This is a genomic window from Mycobacterium sp. NGS34, from assembly GCF_059812845.1.
Genome location: NZ_JCALDM010000005.1, coordinates 368621 through 386338, shown reverse-complemented (window position 1 = coordinate 386338; position 17718 = coordinate 368621). Strand labels below are relative to the sequence as shown.

The following is a 17718-nucleotide window of genomic DNA, read 5'->3' as shown; positions in this document are numbered from 1 at the left end:
GCCTCCTAGTGGCCCCGATCGGCCACCAATTCGGCGACCTGCCTGACCGCCGATTCCAACGCGTAGTCCGCGTCGGCGACGGCCCCCTTCACGTTGGCGTTGAGCTCCGCCACCACTTTCATCGCGACCGCAACCGTCTCGCGCGTCCAGCGCCGGGCCTGCTTCTGGGCTTTCTGCACGCGCCACGGCGGCATGCCCAGCTGCGACGCCAGGCGGTAGGGGTCGCCGGACAGCGGCCCCACCCGGCCGATGGTGTGCACGGCCTCGGCCAGCGCGTCGGCCAGCACCACCAGCGGCTCGCCGCGCATCATCGCCCACCGCAGCGCCTCGGTGGCTCCGGCGACGTCGCCGGTGACCGCCTTGTCGGCGATGTCGAAGCCCTTCACCTCCGCCTTCCCGCTGTGGTAGCGGCGCACCGCGGCGGCGTTGACGTCACCGGCGGTGTCGGCGACCAGTTGTGAACAGGCGGCGGCCAGCTCGCGCACGTCGGAGCCGACGGCGTCCAGCAGGGCCGTCACCGTCTCCTCGTCGACCTTGACCCGCAGCGCGCGGAACTCCTTGCGGATGAAGTCGATGCGCTCGCTGAGCTTGGCGATCCGGGCGCAGGGGTGCACCTCGGCGCCAAGCGACTGCAGCTCGGTGGCCAGCGCCTTGGCGCGCCCGCCGCCCGAGTGCACCACCACCAGCACCGTGCCCGCCGGAACGTCGGCGGCGCCCGCGGCGATGACCGCGGCCGCTTCTTTGCCCGCTTCGGCGGCCGCCTCCAGCACGACGATGCGCTCGTCGGCGAACAGCGACGGGCTCAACAGCTCGGCGAGTTCGTAGGTGCCGACGTCGCCGGCCCGCATGCGGCTCACCGGGACGTCATCGGTGCCGGCGCGCTCGCGCGCCGACCGCAGTACATCGGCCACCGCCCGCTCGACCAGCAGTTCCTCTTCCCCCAACACCAGATGAAGGTGCGCAACATCGCTCACCCCACGATCGTGTCACGACCCAGCGACGAGTGACGACAGCGTCCAGGCCAAGGCGCACGCGGCGACCCCTCCCCCCGCCCATCCGAGAGCTCGGCGAAACCAGCGCCACCGCCAGAGCAGCCGGGCCACCAGAAGCAGCGCCACCGTGCCCGCGGCGACCAGCGCCACGCCGGGCGCACCCGCCGGCACGGGCAGCGTCGCCGCGGGCGCGCCGGCCGACCACCTCGCCACGTGCAGGACCCACCACATTTCGGGCCCGGTGAAACGGATGAGCTGCTGCGCGCCGGCGGGCCACACCCCGCACAGCAGCGCCGCCGCGCTGCCGAGCACCGTGATCGGCGCGATCATGGGCGCGACCGCGAGGTTGGCCGCCACGGCGACCAGGCTGACCCGGCCCGAGATGCCGGCGACGAGCGGGGCGGTCACCAGGTGCGCGGCGCACGCGACGGCCAGCGCGTCGGCCAGCGGCTTGGGCCAGCCCCTGTCGACCAGGCGCCGCGACCAGGCCGGCGCGACGACGATCAGCGCGGCCGTCGCCAGCACGGACAACCCGAAGCCCACGTCGACGGCGAGCTGCGGAGCGACCGCCAGCAATATCAGCACCGCCGCCGACAGGGCCGGAATCGCCTGCCGCCGGCGCGACGACAGCACGCCCGTCAGCGCGATGGCGGCCATCACGGCGGCCCGCAGCACGCTTGCCGTCGGCTGTACGACGACGACGAACGCCACCAGCGCCACCGCGGCGAGGCAGACGGCGGCGCGCGGGCCGATCAACCGCGCCGAGAACAGCACCGCCCCGCACACGATCGTGACGTTCGCCCCCGAGACCGCGGTCAGGTGCGTCATGCCGGCCGCCCGAAAGTCGCGGCTCGTCTGGCCGGTGACGCCCGAGGTGTCGCCGAGAACCAGGGCGGGCAGCATCGCGGCCTCGTCGGCGGTCAGGGTCTCGCGGGCGGCGACGGCGAGCCGGCCGCGCACCCCGTGGGCGGCGCGCTGCACGGCGCCGGCGGTGCCCATCGTCGGCCGGCCCGACGCGTTGAGCACCGCGACCGTCAGGTCACGGCGCCCCGGACGGCTGATGCGCGCGGTGAACCGCATCGGCCGGCCCACCGTGAGATCGCCGAAGTCCGATGCCCGGGCGAAAACGACCACCCGGCCGGACATCTTGTCGTCGCGCAGGCGCTGCAGGCTGGCGCGAAACATCAGCCGGCCCGGGCCCAGGGGCAGCGCGCTCTCGGTGGGGCTGACCGTGACCGGCGCGGCCGTGCCGAACGCCGCCGCGATCGGGTGGCGAGCGACCGCGTCGGTGCGCAGCGCGATCGCCAGCCCATACCCGGTGCCCACCACGCCGACCGCCACCACGCCGGCGGCCAGCGTCCGCAGCGAACGGGCTCGGGCCGACCCGCGCGCCGCGTAGCACGTCAGCCCCGCCGCCACGACGAGCAGCACGACACAGCACGACGCGACCGCGCGTGCGAGCGGCCACCAGATCCCGGCGGCGGTGACCATCCAGGCGGTCAGCGCGGCCGGGACCAGGCGCACATCGAGGCGCGCCGAGGCCGGGCCGGCGGGGGCCGCGTCGCGCACCGCCGTCAGACACGAACCAGCGGGCGCAGTTTTTCCAGCCGCGCCGGGCCGATGCCATCGACATCGGCGAGCTGGTCGACGCTGGCGAATTTCCCGTTCGCCTGCCGCCAGGCCACGATCGCAGCGGCGGTGACCGGCCCGACCCCGGGCAGCGCGTCCAGCTGCTCCTGCGTCGCGGTGTTCAGGTCGAGCACCTCGCCGGCCTTCGGCTTCACCGTCCCCGAAGCCGGCCCCGGCGCCCCGGGCGCCGCCGTCCCGGCGGACACCGAGCTGCCCAGTGCCGCCCGCTGCCCCGCGACGGGAGCGAGCCCGACCACTATCTGCTCGCCGTCGCCGACCGGGCGGGCCATGTTCAGCCCGATGGTGTCGGCGCCGTTCACCGGTCCCCCGGCGGCCTGCAGCGCGTCGGCGACGCGGGCGCCGGGCGCCAGGGTGACCAGCCCGGGGGTGTGCACCAGCCCGACCACGCTGACCACCACCGGCCGGTCGGGAGCGGCGGGCTGCGCGGCGCCCGGGCTGGCCGACGACCTGGGGCTCGCGGTGGCGGCCTTCTCCACCGGTGGCAGCTTGGCCGACATCACCGGCGCCGGCCTGTCGCGCAGCAGGGTGAACACCGTCACGAGCACCGCGAGCGCGGCCACCACCGCCAAGGCGATGGCACCGGTGCGCCCGGGGTCGGCCCGCATCTTCGCCACCCAGCCCCGGTGGTCGGCCGAATCGGGAATCCAGCGCGGCAACAGCGAGTTCGGGTCCTCTGATTCGCCCAAGTCCGCGGCCTCTTGGTCCGACGATCCGTCGGCGGGCTCGGCTGCCGAATCGGTCTCCGGGTCGGCGCCGAGGCGCCGCTGCAGTCGCTCGCCGGGCAGTTCTGTTCGCATGCGCCGACCGTAGGCGCGCCGACCGCCACCACGGCCCCGCGCGGCGGCGTCGCGCCGCGGGGATGTGGACCAATCCGAGGCTGTGCACAACCACCGAACGGGATGGGTAAAGATGGGAGAGTCGCGACGTTCACCTCGACCAAAGGAGGCGGCCATGCAACTGGCGCTCACACCGGAGGAAGCCGCGTTCCGCGACGAGCTTCGCACCTTCTACACCACCCAGATCCCCGAAGAGCTGAGGGACCGGGTGCGCCAGGGCGCGGCCTCGGTGCGCCGCGAAGACATCGTCACCAGCCACAAGATCCTGCACGAGCACGGTCTGGCGGTGCCGAGTTGGCCCGTCGAATGGGGCGGCAAGGACTGGACGCCCACCCAGCACCAGATCTGGGCCGACGAAATGCAACTGGCGTGCGTCCCCGAGCCGCTGAACTTCAACACCAAGATGGTCGGCCCGGTGATCGCCGAATTCGGTTCCGAGGAGATCAAACAACGCTTCCTGCCGCCGACGGCCAGCCTCGACATCTGGTGGTGTCAGGGCTTCTCCGAGCCCGAGGCCGGCTCTGACCTCGCGTCGCTGCGCACCACCGCGGTCCGGGACGGCGACCACTACATCGTCAACGGCCAGAAGACCTGGACCACCCTCGGCCAGTACGCCGACTGGATCTTCTGCCTGGTGCGCACCGACCCGCAGGCGCCCAAGCGGCAGGCCGGCATCTCGTTTCTGCTCTTCGACATGAAGACGCCGGGCATCACACTGCGCCCGATCAAGACGATCGACGGCGGCCAGGAGGTCAACGAGCTGTTCTTCTCCGACGTTCGGGTGCCCGTCGATCAGCTTGTGGGACAAGAGAATCAGGGCTGGTCGTACGCGAAATTCCTGCTCGGCAACGAACGCACCGGCATCGCCGGCGTGGGGCGCACCAAAGTGCGCCTCGCCGAGGTGAAAAAGCACGCCGCGAAAACCGGGGTGCTAAACGATCCCCTGTTCGCGGCGCGGCTCGCCGAGGCCGAAAACGAGGTCCTGGCACTGGAACTCACGCAGTCGCGAGTGGTTTCGGATTCCGCCGACGGCCAGCCCAACCCGGCGTCGTCGGTGCTCAAGCTGCGCGGCAGCCAGTTGCAGCAGATCGCGACCGAGCTGCTGGTCGAGGTCGCGGGCCCGGACGCGCTGCCCGCCGACGGTGAAGACATCTCCTCGCCGTCCTGGGCGCAACACAGCGCGCCGCACTACCTCAACTACCGCAAAACGTCGATCTACGGCGGCAGCAGCGAGGTGCAGCGCAACATCATCGCGTCCACCATTCTCGGATTGTGAGGCAGCCATGGACTTTCAGTTGACCGACGAGCAGGGCCTGCTTCGCGACACCACCCGCGACCTGCTCTCGCGCACCTACGACCCGGAGAGCCGCAACAAGGTGATCGGGTCCGACCTCGGCTGGAGCCGGGATGTGTGGAGCCAGCTCGCCGACACCGGGATCCTCGGTCTCGGGTTCGAGCCGGAGGAGGCCGGCCAGATCGAGATCATGGTGGTGCTCACCGAGGTCGGGCGCCGGCTGGCCCCCGAACCGATCCTGCACGCCGCGCTCGCACCGGGCGCGCTGATCGCCGAGCTGGGCAGCGACGCGCAGCGCCAACAGCTCGACGAGGTCGCGGCCGGCCAACGCCTGCTGGCGTTCGCCCACCTGGAGCCGGGCCACCGCACCCCGTCGGCCACGGTCACCACTGCCGCTGCGCGGCAAGGCGATTCATGGACGTTGAGCGGGCGCAAGAACCCGGTGCTCGCCGGTGACTGCGCCGACGCGTTGGTGGTCAGCGCCGCATTGCCCGACGGCGGCACCGGCCTGTTCCTGGTCGACGCCGGCGCTGTGACGAGGCGCCCCTACCGGACGTTCGACGGGCAGCGCGGCGCGCAGGTCGATCTCGACGGCGCCGCCGCCGAACCGCTCGGCCGGGGCGGGGACGCGTCGCTCGCCATCCGCGACGCCGTCATCCGCATCCAGTCGGCCCTGTGCTCCGAAGCCGTCGGCGCGATGGAGGAAGCGCTCCGCCTGACCACCGACTACCTCAAGACCCGCAAGCAGTTCGGCGTGACGCTCAACAAGTTCCAGGCGCTGACCCAGCGGGCCGCCGACATGTACGTGTCGCTGGAGGTGGCGCGCAGCATGAGCTTCTACGCCGCGATGTCGATCGCCGACGGCAACCTCGACCCGCTGATCGCGTCGCGCGCCAAGGTGCAGATCGGCCGGTCGGGGCGGCACATCGCGCAGGAGTCAATCCAGATGCACGGCGGAATCGGCGTGACCGCGGAATACCCCGTCAGCCACTACGCGGCCCGGCTCACCGCGATCGAGCACACGCTGGGCACCTCGAACGACCACCTGCACAACCTGATCGACCATCTCGGCGACTACGACCTGGCCCGGCTCTAGCGCATGGCCGAGCTCTCCGAACGGGTTGTCGAGTTCCTGTCAGCCGGCACCCGCACCGGGATGCTCGGGTACGTCGCCGCCGACGGGCGGCCGCTGGTCGCGCCGGTCTGGTTCGTCGTCGAAGACGGTCAGCTGGCGTTCACCACCGGCCGAGACACCTCGAAAGGCCGTGCACTGGCCAGGGATTCGCGGGTCGCGATCTGTGTCGACGATCCGCATCCGCCGTATTCGTTCGTCCAGGTGCAGGGCGTGGCCTCGGTGAGCGAGCATCAGCCCGACGTGCTGGACATCGCGACGCGGACGGGCGCGCGCTACATGGGTGCCGAGCGCGCCGACGAGTTCGGCCGCCGCAACGCCGTTCCGGGCGAACTGGTGGTTCGGGTGCGCCCCACCAAGGTCATCTCCGGATTCGATATCGCCGACTGACGCGCGGGCGTCAACTCGGCTCCGCCGCAGGCGATTCCGCCTCCGCCGCAGGCGATTCCGGCTCCGCCGCAGGCGATTCCGCCTCCGCTGCCGGCGATTCCGCGTCCTCCGGGGCCGGGGCCGGCTCCGGTTCCGAATCCGGCAGCTGACCGGCGAGGTACTCGGCGAGCCCGCCGATCGTCGGATAGTCGAATACCGCGGTGGCGTTGATCGTGAACGCCCCACCGAACTGGCTGTACAGCCGGTTGCGCAGCTCGACCGCCATCAGTGAATCCGTGCCGAGGTCCAGGAACCGGCTGGTCGCGGCCGGCGGCTGGGCGAGCCGCAGGAAGCCTTGCACCTCGCGCTGCAGGAATTCGGTAATGAAGCCGGCGCGCTGGGCCACCGGTATTTCCTGCAGCTGCCGCAGCAACTCGCTGTCGCCGGTCGCCTCCGTGACGGCGCTCGGCAACACCAGGTCGAGTATCGGCGGCCGGGCAGCGCCCAGCAGCTTGGCGGCGCGCTGCCAGTTGGCCTTGATCACGGTCGCCTGCCCGGTCCCGCTGGCGACGGCCTCGGCGAGCGCATTGAGGGCGGCCGTGGGTTCCAACGGAATCAGGCCTTGCGCACCGAGATTGGCGCGGGCAGCCTCCGACGACGCCATGCCCCCCTTGCCCCAGGGGCCTAGGTTGACGCCGGTCGCCGGCAGGCCGTGCGCCTTTCGTTGCGCGACCAGGCCGTCGAGCATCGCGTTGGCGGTCGAGTAGTTGGCCTGGCCGGGCGAGCCGAGCAGGCTGGCCACCGAGGAGGACACGATGAAGAAGTCGAGATCGTCGTCTCTGGTCAACCTGTCCAGGTAGCAGGCGCCGAAAGCCTTGGGCGCCAACGCCGTGTGGAAGCGCTCCAGACTCTGCTGGGACAGCAGCGCGTCGTCGAGGACGCCCGCGAAGTGCGCGACCCCCGCGAGCGGAGGCAACTCCGTGCGGATCCGCTCCAGCAGGCTTTCGACTTGCGTCTCGTCGCCGACGTCGGCCGCGAAGACGTGGACGCGACACCGGTAGCGCTCGGTGATGTCGTCGATCGCGCGTTGCGCGTCCGCGTCGGGTGCGCGCCGGCTGGTCAACACGATGTCCCCGGCACCGAGCTGGGCCAGATAGGCCGCCGTGTGCAGGCCGATCGCGCCGAGCCCACCGGTGATCAGGTAGCTCCGATCGCCCCGCGGCTGAAGCGGTTTGGGCATCTGCACCACGATTTTGCCGATGTGGCGCGCCTGCTGCATGCGGCGGAACGCCGTCTTCGCCTCCGTCAGCGGGTAGATCTCGGCGGGCAGTGGTGTCCACTCGCCGCCGGCCAACCCCTGGGACACCTCGCCGAGCAGGCCACGGATGCGTTCGGGCTCCTGGAAGGTAACCGTGTCCAGCGCGACGATCTCGTAGGCGATGTCGGGGCGGGCCGCCGCCATATGCTCCGGGGACCAGATGTCGCGCTTGGCGATCTCGGCGAACCGGCCGCCCTGAGCGGTGGCCCGCACGGTCGCCTCGACGAACCCCTCGTTGGTCAGGCTGTTGAGCACCACGTCGACGCCCGCGCCGCCGGTGTCGGCGAGGATTTGGTCGGCGAAATCCGTGCTGCGCGAGTCGTAGACGTGCTCCACGCCCAGCTTGCGCAGCGTCGCGCGCTTGTAGGTGCTGGCGGTCGCGAAGACGGTCGCGCCGTGCTGCTGCGCCATCTGGATTGCGGCCAATCCGACACCGCCGCTGGCGGCGTGGATGAGGACACGGTCACCGGGCTTCAGCTGCGCCCAGTCGAACGCGAGCCGCGCCGTCAGCGCCGCGGCGGGAATCGTCGCCGCGTCCACCGCGCTCAGCCCGTCGGGTATCGGCGCCAGCAGCTGGGCCGGCACGTTGAACCGGCTGGCGAAGGCGCCCTGCATGAAGCCAAACACGCGCTGACCAACCTTGAGCCCGACCTCGAGTCCGGTGACGCCGCCGCCCAATTGGGTGACGACACCGGCGAAGTCGCCGCCGATCGGGCCCGGATCACCCGGGTAGAGGCCCAGCACGTTGAGCACGTCCCGGAAATTCAACCCGGCGGCCTCCACGCGGACCTGCACATAGCCGTCGTCCGGCGGCGGAACTTCCGCCTCGGTCAGTCGCAGGTTGTCGATGGCGCCGCGTTCGGTGGGCGCCAGGACGTAATCGGTTGCCCGCGGCATCGCGAGATGACCGCTGCGCGACCATTGCAGCAGCCGGGACGCCAAGAATTTGCCTTGCCGCACCGCGAGTTCGGGCTCCTCGATCGGCGTGCCGAGCAGACCTGCCAGCGCGTGCACGGCCTGCTCTGACCCGTCGCAATCGACCAGCCTGCAGCGCAGGGCCGGTTCCTCGTTGACGATGGTGCGCCCGAGGCCCCACAGGGCCGCCTGCACCGGGTCGACGGGCTCGCCGGATTCGGTGGCCACGGCGCGTTCGGTGACAATCCACAGGCCGCCCGGAAGTTTGACCGTCCCGTCGGCCTGCACGGTGTGCACGACGCTGAGCAGCTGGGCGATCTCCGCCTCCAGGCGCTCCGCGGATTGGGCGTCCGACTCTTCCGCACTCGGTCCTGCGCTGCGCCAGACGATCCCGGCGAACGGCATACCGCGCTCTTTCGCCTGGGCCAACAGCCGCCCCACGGGCTCCGGATCGGTGGTCGGATCAAAAGCGATGCAGCCCGCCAGCTCGGCCGCCAGTTCATCGAAGCCGGCAACCAGCCAGGTGCCGTTCACATTTCGGACGCCCTCGGTGTCGTCGTTCGACGGCGGGGCCGGCACCTCGTGCCAGCCGAGGGTGTACAGCAGCCGGGTGGCGTCGCCGCCGAGCCCGCGCAACAACGCCTCCCTGGGCGCGCGTTTGACCGTGAACTCGCGAATCCCACCGAGGCGGCGGCCATCCCGGTCGACGAAGTCGAGATCGAAGACCTGGGTTTCGCTGTCGAGGCCGCTGGTGTGCCACTTCGCGCGGCAGTAAAACCGCCGGGGCATCTTCTCCCGCAACTCCACCGCGCCGTACCGCAGCGGCAGGAACAGATCGCTCACGCCCTGCTCGGCGGCGAGAAGCGCCGGGAACGCCGGGAACGCGACGCCGGTGCAGAGGTCCATCAGCACCGGATGCATCGGCTCGGTTCCGAGGTGCTCGGTGAGTTCTTCGCCCACGCTGATATCGCCGATCGCCTCGCCCTCACCGAGCCACAACGACTTCAGCGAACCGGACCAGCTGGGCCCCCAGGCCAGCTCCATGTCGGCGAAGGTCTCGAAGAGCTGCTGCGGACGCATGCGGTTCATCCGCTCGATCACCGCGTCGATGGATTCCGGGGCTTCCGGGGACTCCGGGGACCCCGCCTCGAAATCGGCAACACCGGTGACGACCGTGCCGTCGGCGTTCAGCGACCATTCGGCATCGCTGACGCCATACGGGCGGCTGTCCACGCGGAAGCTCCAGCCGCCTGCGTCCAGCGGATGCAGGGTCAGCTGCACCTCGCGAGAAGCCTTCTCGGGCAGGATGATCGGCTCGTAGAAGAAGACATCCTTTACGTGCGCCGGCGTCCCGACGGCGGCGAGAGCCATCGCCGCGTAGGTCGCACCGGGAACGACGACGGTCCCGTAGATGACGTGATCGGAAAGCCACGGCTGCGACTTGACCGACAGCCGACTCGTGTAGACGCAGTCACCGGACGCGAGATCTTTTGCGCTACCCAGGATTCCGGACACACCGGCACCCGGTCCGTCGAGGCCGGCGATCCCGGACGTCTTGGGCCAGAAGTGACGGCGCTGGAACGGATAGGTGGGCAGTTCGAGCCTGCGGTGGGATTGACGATGCAGCGCGGCGAAATTGGGCCGGTGGCCGCTGACGTAGGCCGCGGCCACCGCTTCGGCGATCTGGCGCCGGTCGCCGATGCCCTTGCGCAGCGAAACGATCGCACGCGGGGCCGCCAGGTGCTCCGGCCAGACCTGCACCGCGGCCCCGGTCAGGACCGGTTGCGGGCCGATTTCCATCAACACCGAGCAGCCCAGCGCCGCGACGGTGCGCACGCTTTCGGCGAACTGCACCGGCTGTCGGGAATGCCGCCGCCAATATTGCGCGTCCAGCGGGGTGTCCGCCGTGAGCACGGCCCCGGTGCGGTTGCACACGAGCGGCAACGTCGGCACGGCGAACTCCATCCGCGCCGCGTACGACTCGAACTCGCCGAGTACCGGCTCGAGCAGCTCCGAGTGGAACGCGTGGCTGGTTTCCAGCCAGCTGCACCGGATCCCGTCACCGCCGCACCGGGCGAAGACCTGCTCCAGGTCCTCGCCGGGTCCCGAGAGCACCGTGTTCGGGCCGTTGTAGGCGGCCACCGACACCCGCGGGAAGTCGCCGGCGATCTCCTCGACGTATTTGGCGTCGGCGAACACCGCCACCATTCGCCCACCCTCGGGCAGGCTGCCGAACAGCCGGCCGCGCTCGGCGATCAGCCGTGCCCCGTCCTCGAGGCCGAAAACCCCGGCCACACATGCCGCCGCGTACTGGCCCACGCTGTGCCCCAGCACCACGTCGGGCTCGATGCCCCAGGACTGCCACAGCCGGGCCAGGCCCATCTCGACGGCGAAAAGCGCGGGCTGCGCAAAAGAGGTGTGCCGCAGCATCTTCCCGGCCTCGCCACCGGTTTCCCGGTCTGTCGCGAACAGCACCTCCAGCAAGGGGCGCGGCAGCATCCCGTCGACCGCGTCCGCGCATCGGGTCACCGTTTCCGCGAAAACCGGTTCCGCGTCGAACAATTCGCGTGCCATCCCCGGGTACTGGCTGCCCTGCCCGGTGAACAACCAGGCCGTCGTCGGCTTGTCCGTGCACTCGCCGCGCACCACTCCGGGTCGCATCCGGTTCTCGGCCAACTCGGCCAGCACCTCGCGGGCGCCCTGCACCGAATCGACGACCAGCGCGGCCCGGTGCTCGAAATGCGAGCGCCCGGCCCCCGCCGTGAAGCACACGTCGGCGATGTCGACCTTGGGGTGGGCGTTCAGCCAATCCCCGTATCGCTGGACCAACGCCACCAGCGCCTCCGGTGACCGCGCGGACAGCGGCAGCACCTCGACCGGTTCCTCCTGAGCGTCCGATTCCGACGATGCGGTGTCGTCGCGGAAGATGTCGCCCGTCGAGTACTCGTCGGCGGTCGCGGCAAGCGGTGGCGCCTCTTCGATCACCACGTGCGCGTTGGTGCCGGTGAACCCGAAGGAGCTGACACCGGCGCGACGCGGTTTTCCGTTGGCCTGCCACGGAATGGCCCTGTCGACGACCCGCACCGGCAGCGAATCCCACGGGATGTGCGGCGACGGTGTCTCGAAATGCAGGCTCTGTGGCAGCGTTTCGTGCTGCAGCGACAGCACGACCTTGATCAGGCCGGCGACCCCCGATGCCGACTCGAGGTGGCCGATGTTGGTCTTCACCGACCCGATCAGCAATGGCCGGTCCGCGTCACGGCCGGCGCCGAACACGGCACCCGCCGCCTGCACCTCGATCGGGTCGCCCAGCGCGGTGCCGGTCCCGTGGGCCTCGAGGTAGTCGACGTCCCCGCCTACGAGACCGGCGCGGGACAGCGCCATGCCGATAAGCCGTTGCTGCGCACCACCATTAGGCACCGTCAGACCGCTGGATGCGCCGTCCTGATTGACCGCGCTGCTGGGGATGACGGCGCAAACACGGTCACCGTCGCGCACCGCGTCGCTGAGCCTCTTGAGCACCAGAATCCCGCAGCCCTCGCTGCGCACATAGCCGTCGGCGGAGGCGTCGAAGGTCTTGCATCGCCCGACGGGGGAAAGCATCCTGGCGCGCGATGCGGCGATGATCGTCACCGGACTCAGCAAGACGTTCACCCCACCGGCCAGCGCCAGATCGCAGTCACCGGAATGCAGTGCCTGGCAGGCCTGGTGGACGGCCACCAGCGACGAGCTGCACGCGGTGTCGACCGCGACCGCCGGTCCCTCCAGTCCGAGCGCGAACGCGACCCGGCCCGAAATGGCGTTCAGCGCATTGCCGGTGATGAACTGGGGCTCGAGCTTCTCGACCGACTCGGCGGATAGCAGGTGCGAGTACTCGTTGGCGCCCACCCCGACGAAGATGCCGCTGCGGCTGCCGCGCAAGGCGGACGGCGCGTACCCCGCCCTCTCGAGGCCCTCCCAGACCGTTTCCAGCATGAGCCGCTGCTGCGGATCGATCCACACGGCCTCGCGCGGGGAAATGCCGAAGAATTCCGGGTCGAATCCATCGATCTCGTCGATGAATCCGCCGAAGCGGCTGTAGATCTTGCCCGGCGTCTCGGGGTCCGGGTCGTAGAACTCGTCGATGTCGAATCGGTCCTCCGGAATTTCCCGGATCGCGTCGACGCCGCCGGACAACACCTCCCAGAACGCTTCGGGATTCGGCGCGCCGGGAAAACGGCACGCCACCGCAACGATCGCGATCGGCTCATCCGTGCGGGTCGTCACGACCGGCGCCGGACGCGGCTTGGCGTCCGCCTGCTCGCCGAGACCGAGCACGTCGCCCAGCAGGTAGTCGGCCACGTCGACCAGGCGTGGGTGGTCCATCGCCAGGGTCGCCGGTATCTCCTTGCCCACTCCTTGCTCGAGGCGCTGCCGCAATTCGATGGCCATCAGCGAGTCCATGCCGAGATCGAAGAACCCGGCGTCCTCGCGGATCTCCGAGGCGTCGACTCGCGTCACCTCCGCCACGGCCTCGCGCAGGTAATCCACGACAAGCTTTTTGCGCTGCTGCACCGGCGCGTTGGTGAGCCGCTCGACGAGTCGAGTCGTCCCGGACGGCCCGGACAGCGTGGCCGCCTGCACGGAAGCCGGCACCTCGCGCTCCAGCTCCGCCATTAACGACCGCCGCCCCGCCTGCTGGTAGAGCGGCAGGAAGCGGGCCCAGTCGATCCGGGCCACCACCCCGTTGGCCGTCCCGTGCGCGGAAGAAGCCGCCATGAGCTCGGCCATCCCCGCCAGGGCATCGGAGGGCCCCAACGTCCGGACCCCGCGCCGATCCAGTTGGGCGCGGGCCTGCTCGTCGGCCATGCCCGCCGACCAGGGACCGAAATTCACGCTGACCGCGGGAACACCGTGCTCGCGCAGCCGCCAGGCCTGCCCGTCGAGGAAGGCGTTGGCCGCGCCATAGGCGGTCTGACCGAACCCGCCCCACACCGAGGCGATCGATGAGGTGCTCACGAAGAAGTCCAGCTGCAGGCCGAAGGTGTCCAGGGCGGCTTCGCTCAAATTCCAAGCGCCCCAAACCTTCCCGGCGAACACGCGATCGACCTCGGCGTCGTCCAGGGCGCGCAGCGGCGTGGTCCCGATCTCGCCCGCGGCGTGCACGATGCCGGCCACCGGCGGCAGTTCGGCCTGCACGGTGGCCAGCAGGCGCGCGACGGCGTGCGCGTCGGCGACGTCGGCCGCGATGACCCGGACGTCGCAGCCGTGCTGTTCGCCGATGGCGTCGATGCGCCGTTGGGCGGCATCGGTGGGCGCGCGCCGACCGGTCAGCACCAAATGCCGGGCGCCGTGCGCGGCCAGGTATGCGGCGATTTCCAGTCCGACCGAACCCAGTCCCCCGGTCACCAGATAGGTCGCGTCGTCGCGCAGCGCCAGCGGTGCGGCGCCCGCCTGCCCGCCCCGCCGAACCAACCGGGGAACATAGACCGCTTGATCACGCAGCGCGACTTGGTCTTCCCGGACGGCCGTGTCGCGCGGCGCCGCCGTCAATTGGTCGATCAGCCGCGACCATTCGTCGGCTTCGTTTTCCCGGCCCGGCGACAGGTCCGCCAGTCCGCCCCACGCCTGCGGATGCTCCAGCGCGGCGGCCCGACCGAATCCCCAGAGGCAGCTCTGGTCCGGTGACACGGTGTCCGCATCGGTGACTCGTTGCGCGCCACGGGTCACCACCCAGATGGGCCGGCGCAGTTCGGCGGATACCGCGGCGCGGAAGAGCCGCCGGGTGCCGCCCAGGATTCGGTGTTGCATCCGCAGCAGCGACCGCGCCGACGGTGCGGCATCGGAGTCGAGCGCCGCGACGTGCAGGATGTGCGACGTCGATTCGTCCGCCTCCGCGGCGCGCAACGCGGCCACGAGCTGTTCCTCGTCGGCGTCGGACACCGGCAAGCCGAGAACCCGATGCCGATGGCCACGTGCGCTCAACGCGTCGACCAATGGCCGAACCGCCTCGGCGTCATTGCCGATGAGGAGCCATTCCGATCGCTCCTCGGCTTCCCCGTTCAAGGCCCGTGACACTCCGGCGGTGGCTTTCTCCCAGCGAACCTCGTAGCGGTCGTCCACGATCGACCGGGTCTCACGCTGCTGGTTGTGTTGTGCAGCAAGCTTTGTCAGCACGTTCACGGTCTGCTGATCGCCGTTCGCGCCGTCGAGGAGTTGAGCGAGTTCCTCGATGCGGCCGTCCTCGAGAAGCCGGACGGTCTCGGTGCTCACGGCGGTGTTCTGTTGCCGGCGCTCCCGATCGTCGCGATACCAGTACTCGCGATGCTGGAACGGGTAAGGCGGCAGGTCGACCTTGCGCGCCGGGCCCATGACAGCGCCGAAGTCGGGGAGGTGGCCCAGCACATAGGCGCCTGCGAGGGCTTCGCTGAGCTGGCGGTGGTCGGCGACGTTGCGCCGCAGCGAGGCGATCGCCCGCGGCGCGGTGCCCGGATCGGGCCACGCCCGCAGGGCCGCGGCGGTGAGCACCGGTTGCGGGCCGATCTCCAGCAATACCCTGCAATTCAGTTCGGCCAGGGTGCGCACGCTCTTGGCGAATTCCACCGGCTGGCGCGCGTGACGACGCCAATAGGAGCCATCGAGTTTCACACTCCTGCCGATCGCGGCGCCGGTGCGGTTGCACACCAAAATCCGTTGCGGCGGGCTGAATTCGAACCGGTTCGCGTACGCCCCGAAGTCGTCGAGGATCGGATCCAGCAGCGAGGAGTGGAAGGCGTGGCTGGTGTCCAACCAGTCACACCGGACACCGTCGGCCGCCAGCCCGGCCACCGCCTGCTCCAGATCCGGTGCGGGTCCCGAAAGCACGGTGTTGGCGCCGTTGTAGGCGGCAACCGAGAGGCTCGGGAACTCGTCGGTGAGGCCCTCGACCCGTTCGGCGGCGGTGAACACCGCGACCATGCGACCGCCCGCGGGCAAGCTTCCGAAAAGGCGGCCGCGCTCGGCCATCAGCAGCGCGCCGTCCTGAAGGCTGAGCACGCCCGCGACGCAGGCCGCCGCGTACTGGCCCACGCTGTGGCCCAGCACCACGTCGGGTTCGAAACCCCAGGACTGCCAGAGCCGGGCCAGGCCCATCTCCACCGCGAACAAGGCCGGCTGGGCGTAGGAGGTCTGCCGCAGCGTCTCTTCGTTATCCGGGCCGTCCAGATCGAAAATCACATCCAGCAGCGGCTTTTCGAGGACGTCCGCGACCACCTCCGCGCAGCGGGTCACCGTCTCGGCGAACACCGGCTCGGTGTCGAACAGCTCGCGGGCCATGCCCGGGTACTGGCTGCCTTGACCGGTGAACAGCCACGCCGTCTTCGGCGTGCCGTCGGATATCCCGCGCAGCAGGCCGGGCGCCGGGCGGTCATCGGCCAGCGCGCCGAGCAGCTCGCCGGCGGACTCCTTCGAGTTGATCACCAACGCGGCCCGATGCTCGAAGTGCGCCCGGCCCACGCCGGCGGTGAAGCACACGTCGGTCAACGAGGCCTCTGGGTGCTCGCCCAACCAGCTGCGGTATTGATCGGCGATCTGCACCAGCGCGGCGGGCGTGCGCGCCGACAGCGCAAGCACGTTGAACCGTTGGTCGCCCGGACCCGGTGCCACCGCGACCCGATCCGCCTCGGGCGTCAGCGGAGCTTCCTCGATGAGGATGTGCGCGTTGGTCCCGGCGAAGCCGAACGAGCTGACTCCCGCGATGCGCGGCCCGCGGTCGCGCTCCCAGGCGGTGGCCTCCCGCACGACCTGGACGGGCAGCCGTTCCCACGGAATGTGCGGCGACGGGTTGCGGAAGTGCAGGTGCTGCGGCAGCAACTCGTGCTCGAGCGACAGGATGACCTTGATCACGCCCGCGATCCCCGCGGCGGCCTCCAGGTGACCGATGTTCGTCTTGACCGAACCGAGCAACAGCGGCCTGCCGGCGTCGCGGCCCTCGCCGAACACCGCGCCCGCGGCCTGCGCTTCGATCGGGTCGCCCAGCGACGTCCCGGTCCCGTGCGCCTCCAGGTATCCGACGTCGCCGGGTGCGATGCCGGCGCGCTTGCACGCCTCGGCGATAACCCTTTGCTGGGCAATGCCGTTCGGCACCGTCAAACCGCCCGACGCGCCGTCCTGATTGATCGCGCTGCCCCGGATGACGGCCCTGATCCGGTCACCGTCTCGGATCGCGTCCTCGAGCCGCTTGACGACGATGACGCCACAACCCTCGCCGCGCACGTAGCCGTCCGCGGCCGCGTCGAAGGTCTTGCACCTGCCGTCGGGCGCGAGCATGTGCGCGCTGGAGAACGTGATCATGGTTGCCGGACTGAGTAGGACGTTAACGCCGCCGGCCAGCGCGAGGTCACACTCCCGTAAGCGAAGCGCTTGGCATGCCTGATGGATGGCCACCAGCGACGAACTGCACGCCGTGTCGACTGTGAACGACGGACCCTGCAGCCCCAACCGATAACTGATCCGACCCGCCCCTGCAGCAGACGACGTCCCGATCGCCAGGTATGCCTCAATCTCAGTGGAAGTCAGGTCGTGGGACATCATTCCGAGATAGTCGTGGGTGGACAGACCCATGAACACACCGGTCTGGGTGTTTGCCAAAGCCGTTGGCGCGGTGCCGGAATGCTCCACCGCCCGCCACGCCGTCTCCAGCAGGAGCCGATGCTGCGGGTCCAGCAACCTGACCTCGCGCGCCGACATCCCGAAGAACGGCGCGTCGAACCCCGTTACGTCATCGACGAAACCCGCCCGACGGGTGACGACCTTGCCGGGCACATCGGGATCCGGGTCGAAGAATTCGTCGACATCCCACCGGTCCTGGGGCACCTCCGATATCGCATCCCGGCCCTCGGCCAGCACCCGCCAGAATTCGTCCGCATCCGCCGCACCCGGAAAACGCGCCGCGTAACCCACGATCGCGAAACCCTCAGAAGCCAACGACCGCTCCATCGGGTCTTCGACGGATGTCATGCGGTTGTCCTCCCCGTTTCGACCGGAAAATTTGATGCCCGCGGGCCCTTGCGGCGCCGGAGCCGTGGTCTCCTCGAACCACGTCCTAGGCCGCTCACTGCACACACCCAGGACCAGAGCTGGCAGAACCCCCCCGGGTACTGCCTTACAGCGACTGTCATCGCGAATCTACACATCCGGGCCGGGTTGCCGCAGCCGAATCCACTACGCCGACCAGTATTACAAGCGCCGGCTGA

7 protein-coding genes are annotated in these 17718 nt (G+C 70.3%); 3 read left to right on the top strand and 4 right to left on the bottom strand.

All coding sequences use genetic code 11. From position 1 onward, the window contains the following. Positions 1-5: 5 nt before the first annotated feature. From holA to AC5Y7V_RS15770, 3 genes are all read right to left on the bottom strand, one after another. Entirely contained in the window at positions 6-974 is a 969-nt protein-coding gene (gene holA, locus AC5Y7V_RS15780) for a DNA polymerase III subunit delta (RefSeq protein WP_499880959.1), read from the bottom strand. 12 nt (positions 975-986) lie between these two features. Further along, entirely contained in the window at positions 987-2483 is a 1497-nt protein-coding gene (locus AC5Y7V_RS15775; RefSeq protein ID WP_499881036.1) for a ComEC/Rec2 family competence protein, read from the bottom strand. Between the two features lie 83 nt (positions 2484-2566). After that, positions 2567-3439 (bottom strand): ComEA family DNA-binding protein, encoded by an 873-nt coding sequence (locus AC5Y7V_RS15770; RefSeq protein WP_499880958.1) that lies wholly within the window; start codon positions 3437-3439, stop codon positions 2567-2569. A gap of 154 nt (positions 3440-3593) precedes the next feature. Between AC5Y7V_RS15770 and AC5Y7V_RS15765 the strand changes: the two genes are divergently transcribed. From AC5Y7V_RS15765 to AC5Y7V_RS15755, 3 genes are read left to right on the top strand one after another with little or no spacing between them, the layout of a single operon-like run. Further along, entirely contained in the window at positions 3594-4754 is a 1161-nt protein-coding gene (locus tag AC5Y7V_RS15765; RefSeq protein WP_499880957.1) for an acyl-CoA dehydrogenase family protein, read from the top strand. A 7-nt stretch (positions 4755-4761) separates the two neighbouring features. Beyond that, the gene (locus AC5Y7V_RS15760; RefSeq protein ID WP_499880956.1) at positions 4762-5868 is read left to right on the top strand and encodes an acyl-CoA dehydrogenase family protein; all 1107 of its coding nucleotides are present in this window, start codon (positions 4762-4764) and stop codon (positions 5866-5868) included. Between the two features lie 3 nt (positions 5869-5871). After that, complete coding sequence (locus AC5Y7V_RS15755) at positions 5872-6294, top strand: PPOX class F420-dependent oxidoreductase (protein ID WP_499880955.1); 423 nt, start codon at positions 5872-5874, stop codon at positions 6292-6294. A 10-nt stretch (positions 6295-6304) separates the two neighbouring features. On the opposite strand, the gene AC5Y7V_RS15750 is transcribed toward AC5Y7V_RS15755, so the two are convergent. Further along, a complete protein-coding gene (locus tag AC5Y7V_RS15750) occupies positions 6305-17482 on the bottom strand; it encodes an SDR family NAD(P)-dependent oxidoreductase (RefSeq protein ID WP_499880954.1) in 11178 nt (3725 codons plus the stop codon). Between the last annotated feature and the right edge of the window lie 236 nt (positions 17483-17718).

What these genes read in the sequence shown, in the direction of transcription:
- AC5Y7V_RS15775 (WP_499881036.1), bottom strand. Translation starts at nt 2,483, where the DNA reads ATGGTCACCGCCGCCGGGATCTGGTGGCCGCTCGCACGCGCGGTCGCG.
- AC5Y7V_RS15770 (WP_499880958.1), bottom strand. Translation starts at nt 3,439, where the DNA reads ATGCGAACAGAACTGCCCGGCGAGCGACTGCAGCGGCGCCTCGGCGCC.
- AC5Y7V_RS15765 (WP_499880957.1), top strand. Translation starts at nt 3,594, where the DNA reads ATGCAACTGGCGCTCACACCGGAGGAAGCCGCGTTCCGCGACGAGCTT.
- AC5Y7V_RS15760 (WP_499880956.1), top strand. Translation starts at nt 4,762, where the DNA reads ATGGACTTTCAGTTGACCGACGAGCAGGGCCTGCTTCGCGACACCACC.
- AC5Y7V_RS15755 (WP_499880955.1), top strand. Translation starts at nt 5,872, where the DNA reads ATGGCCGAGCTCTCCGAACGGGTTGTCGAGTTCCTGTCAGCCGGCACC.
- AC5Y7V_RS15750 (WP_499880954.1), bottom strand. Translation starts at nt 17,482, where the DNA reads ATGACATCCGTCGAAGACCCGATGGAGCGGTCGTTGGCTTCTGAGGGT.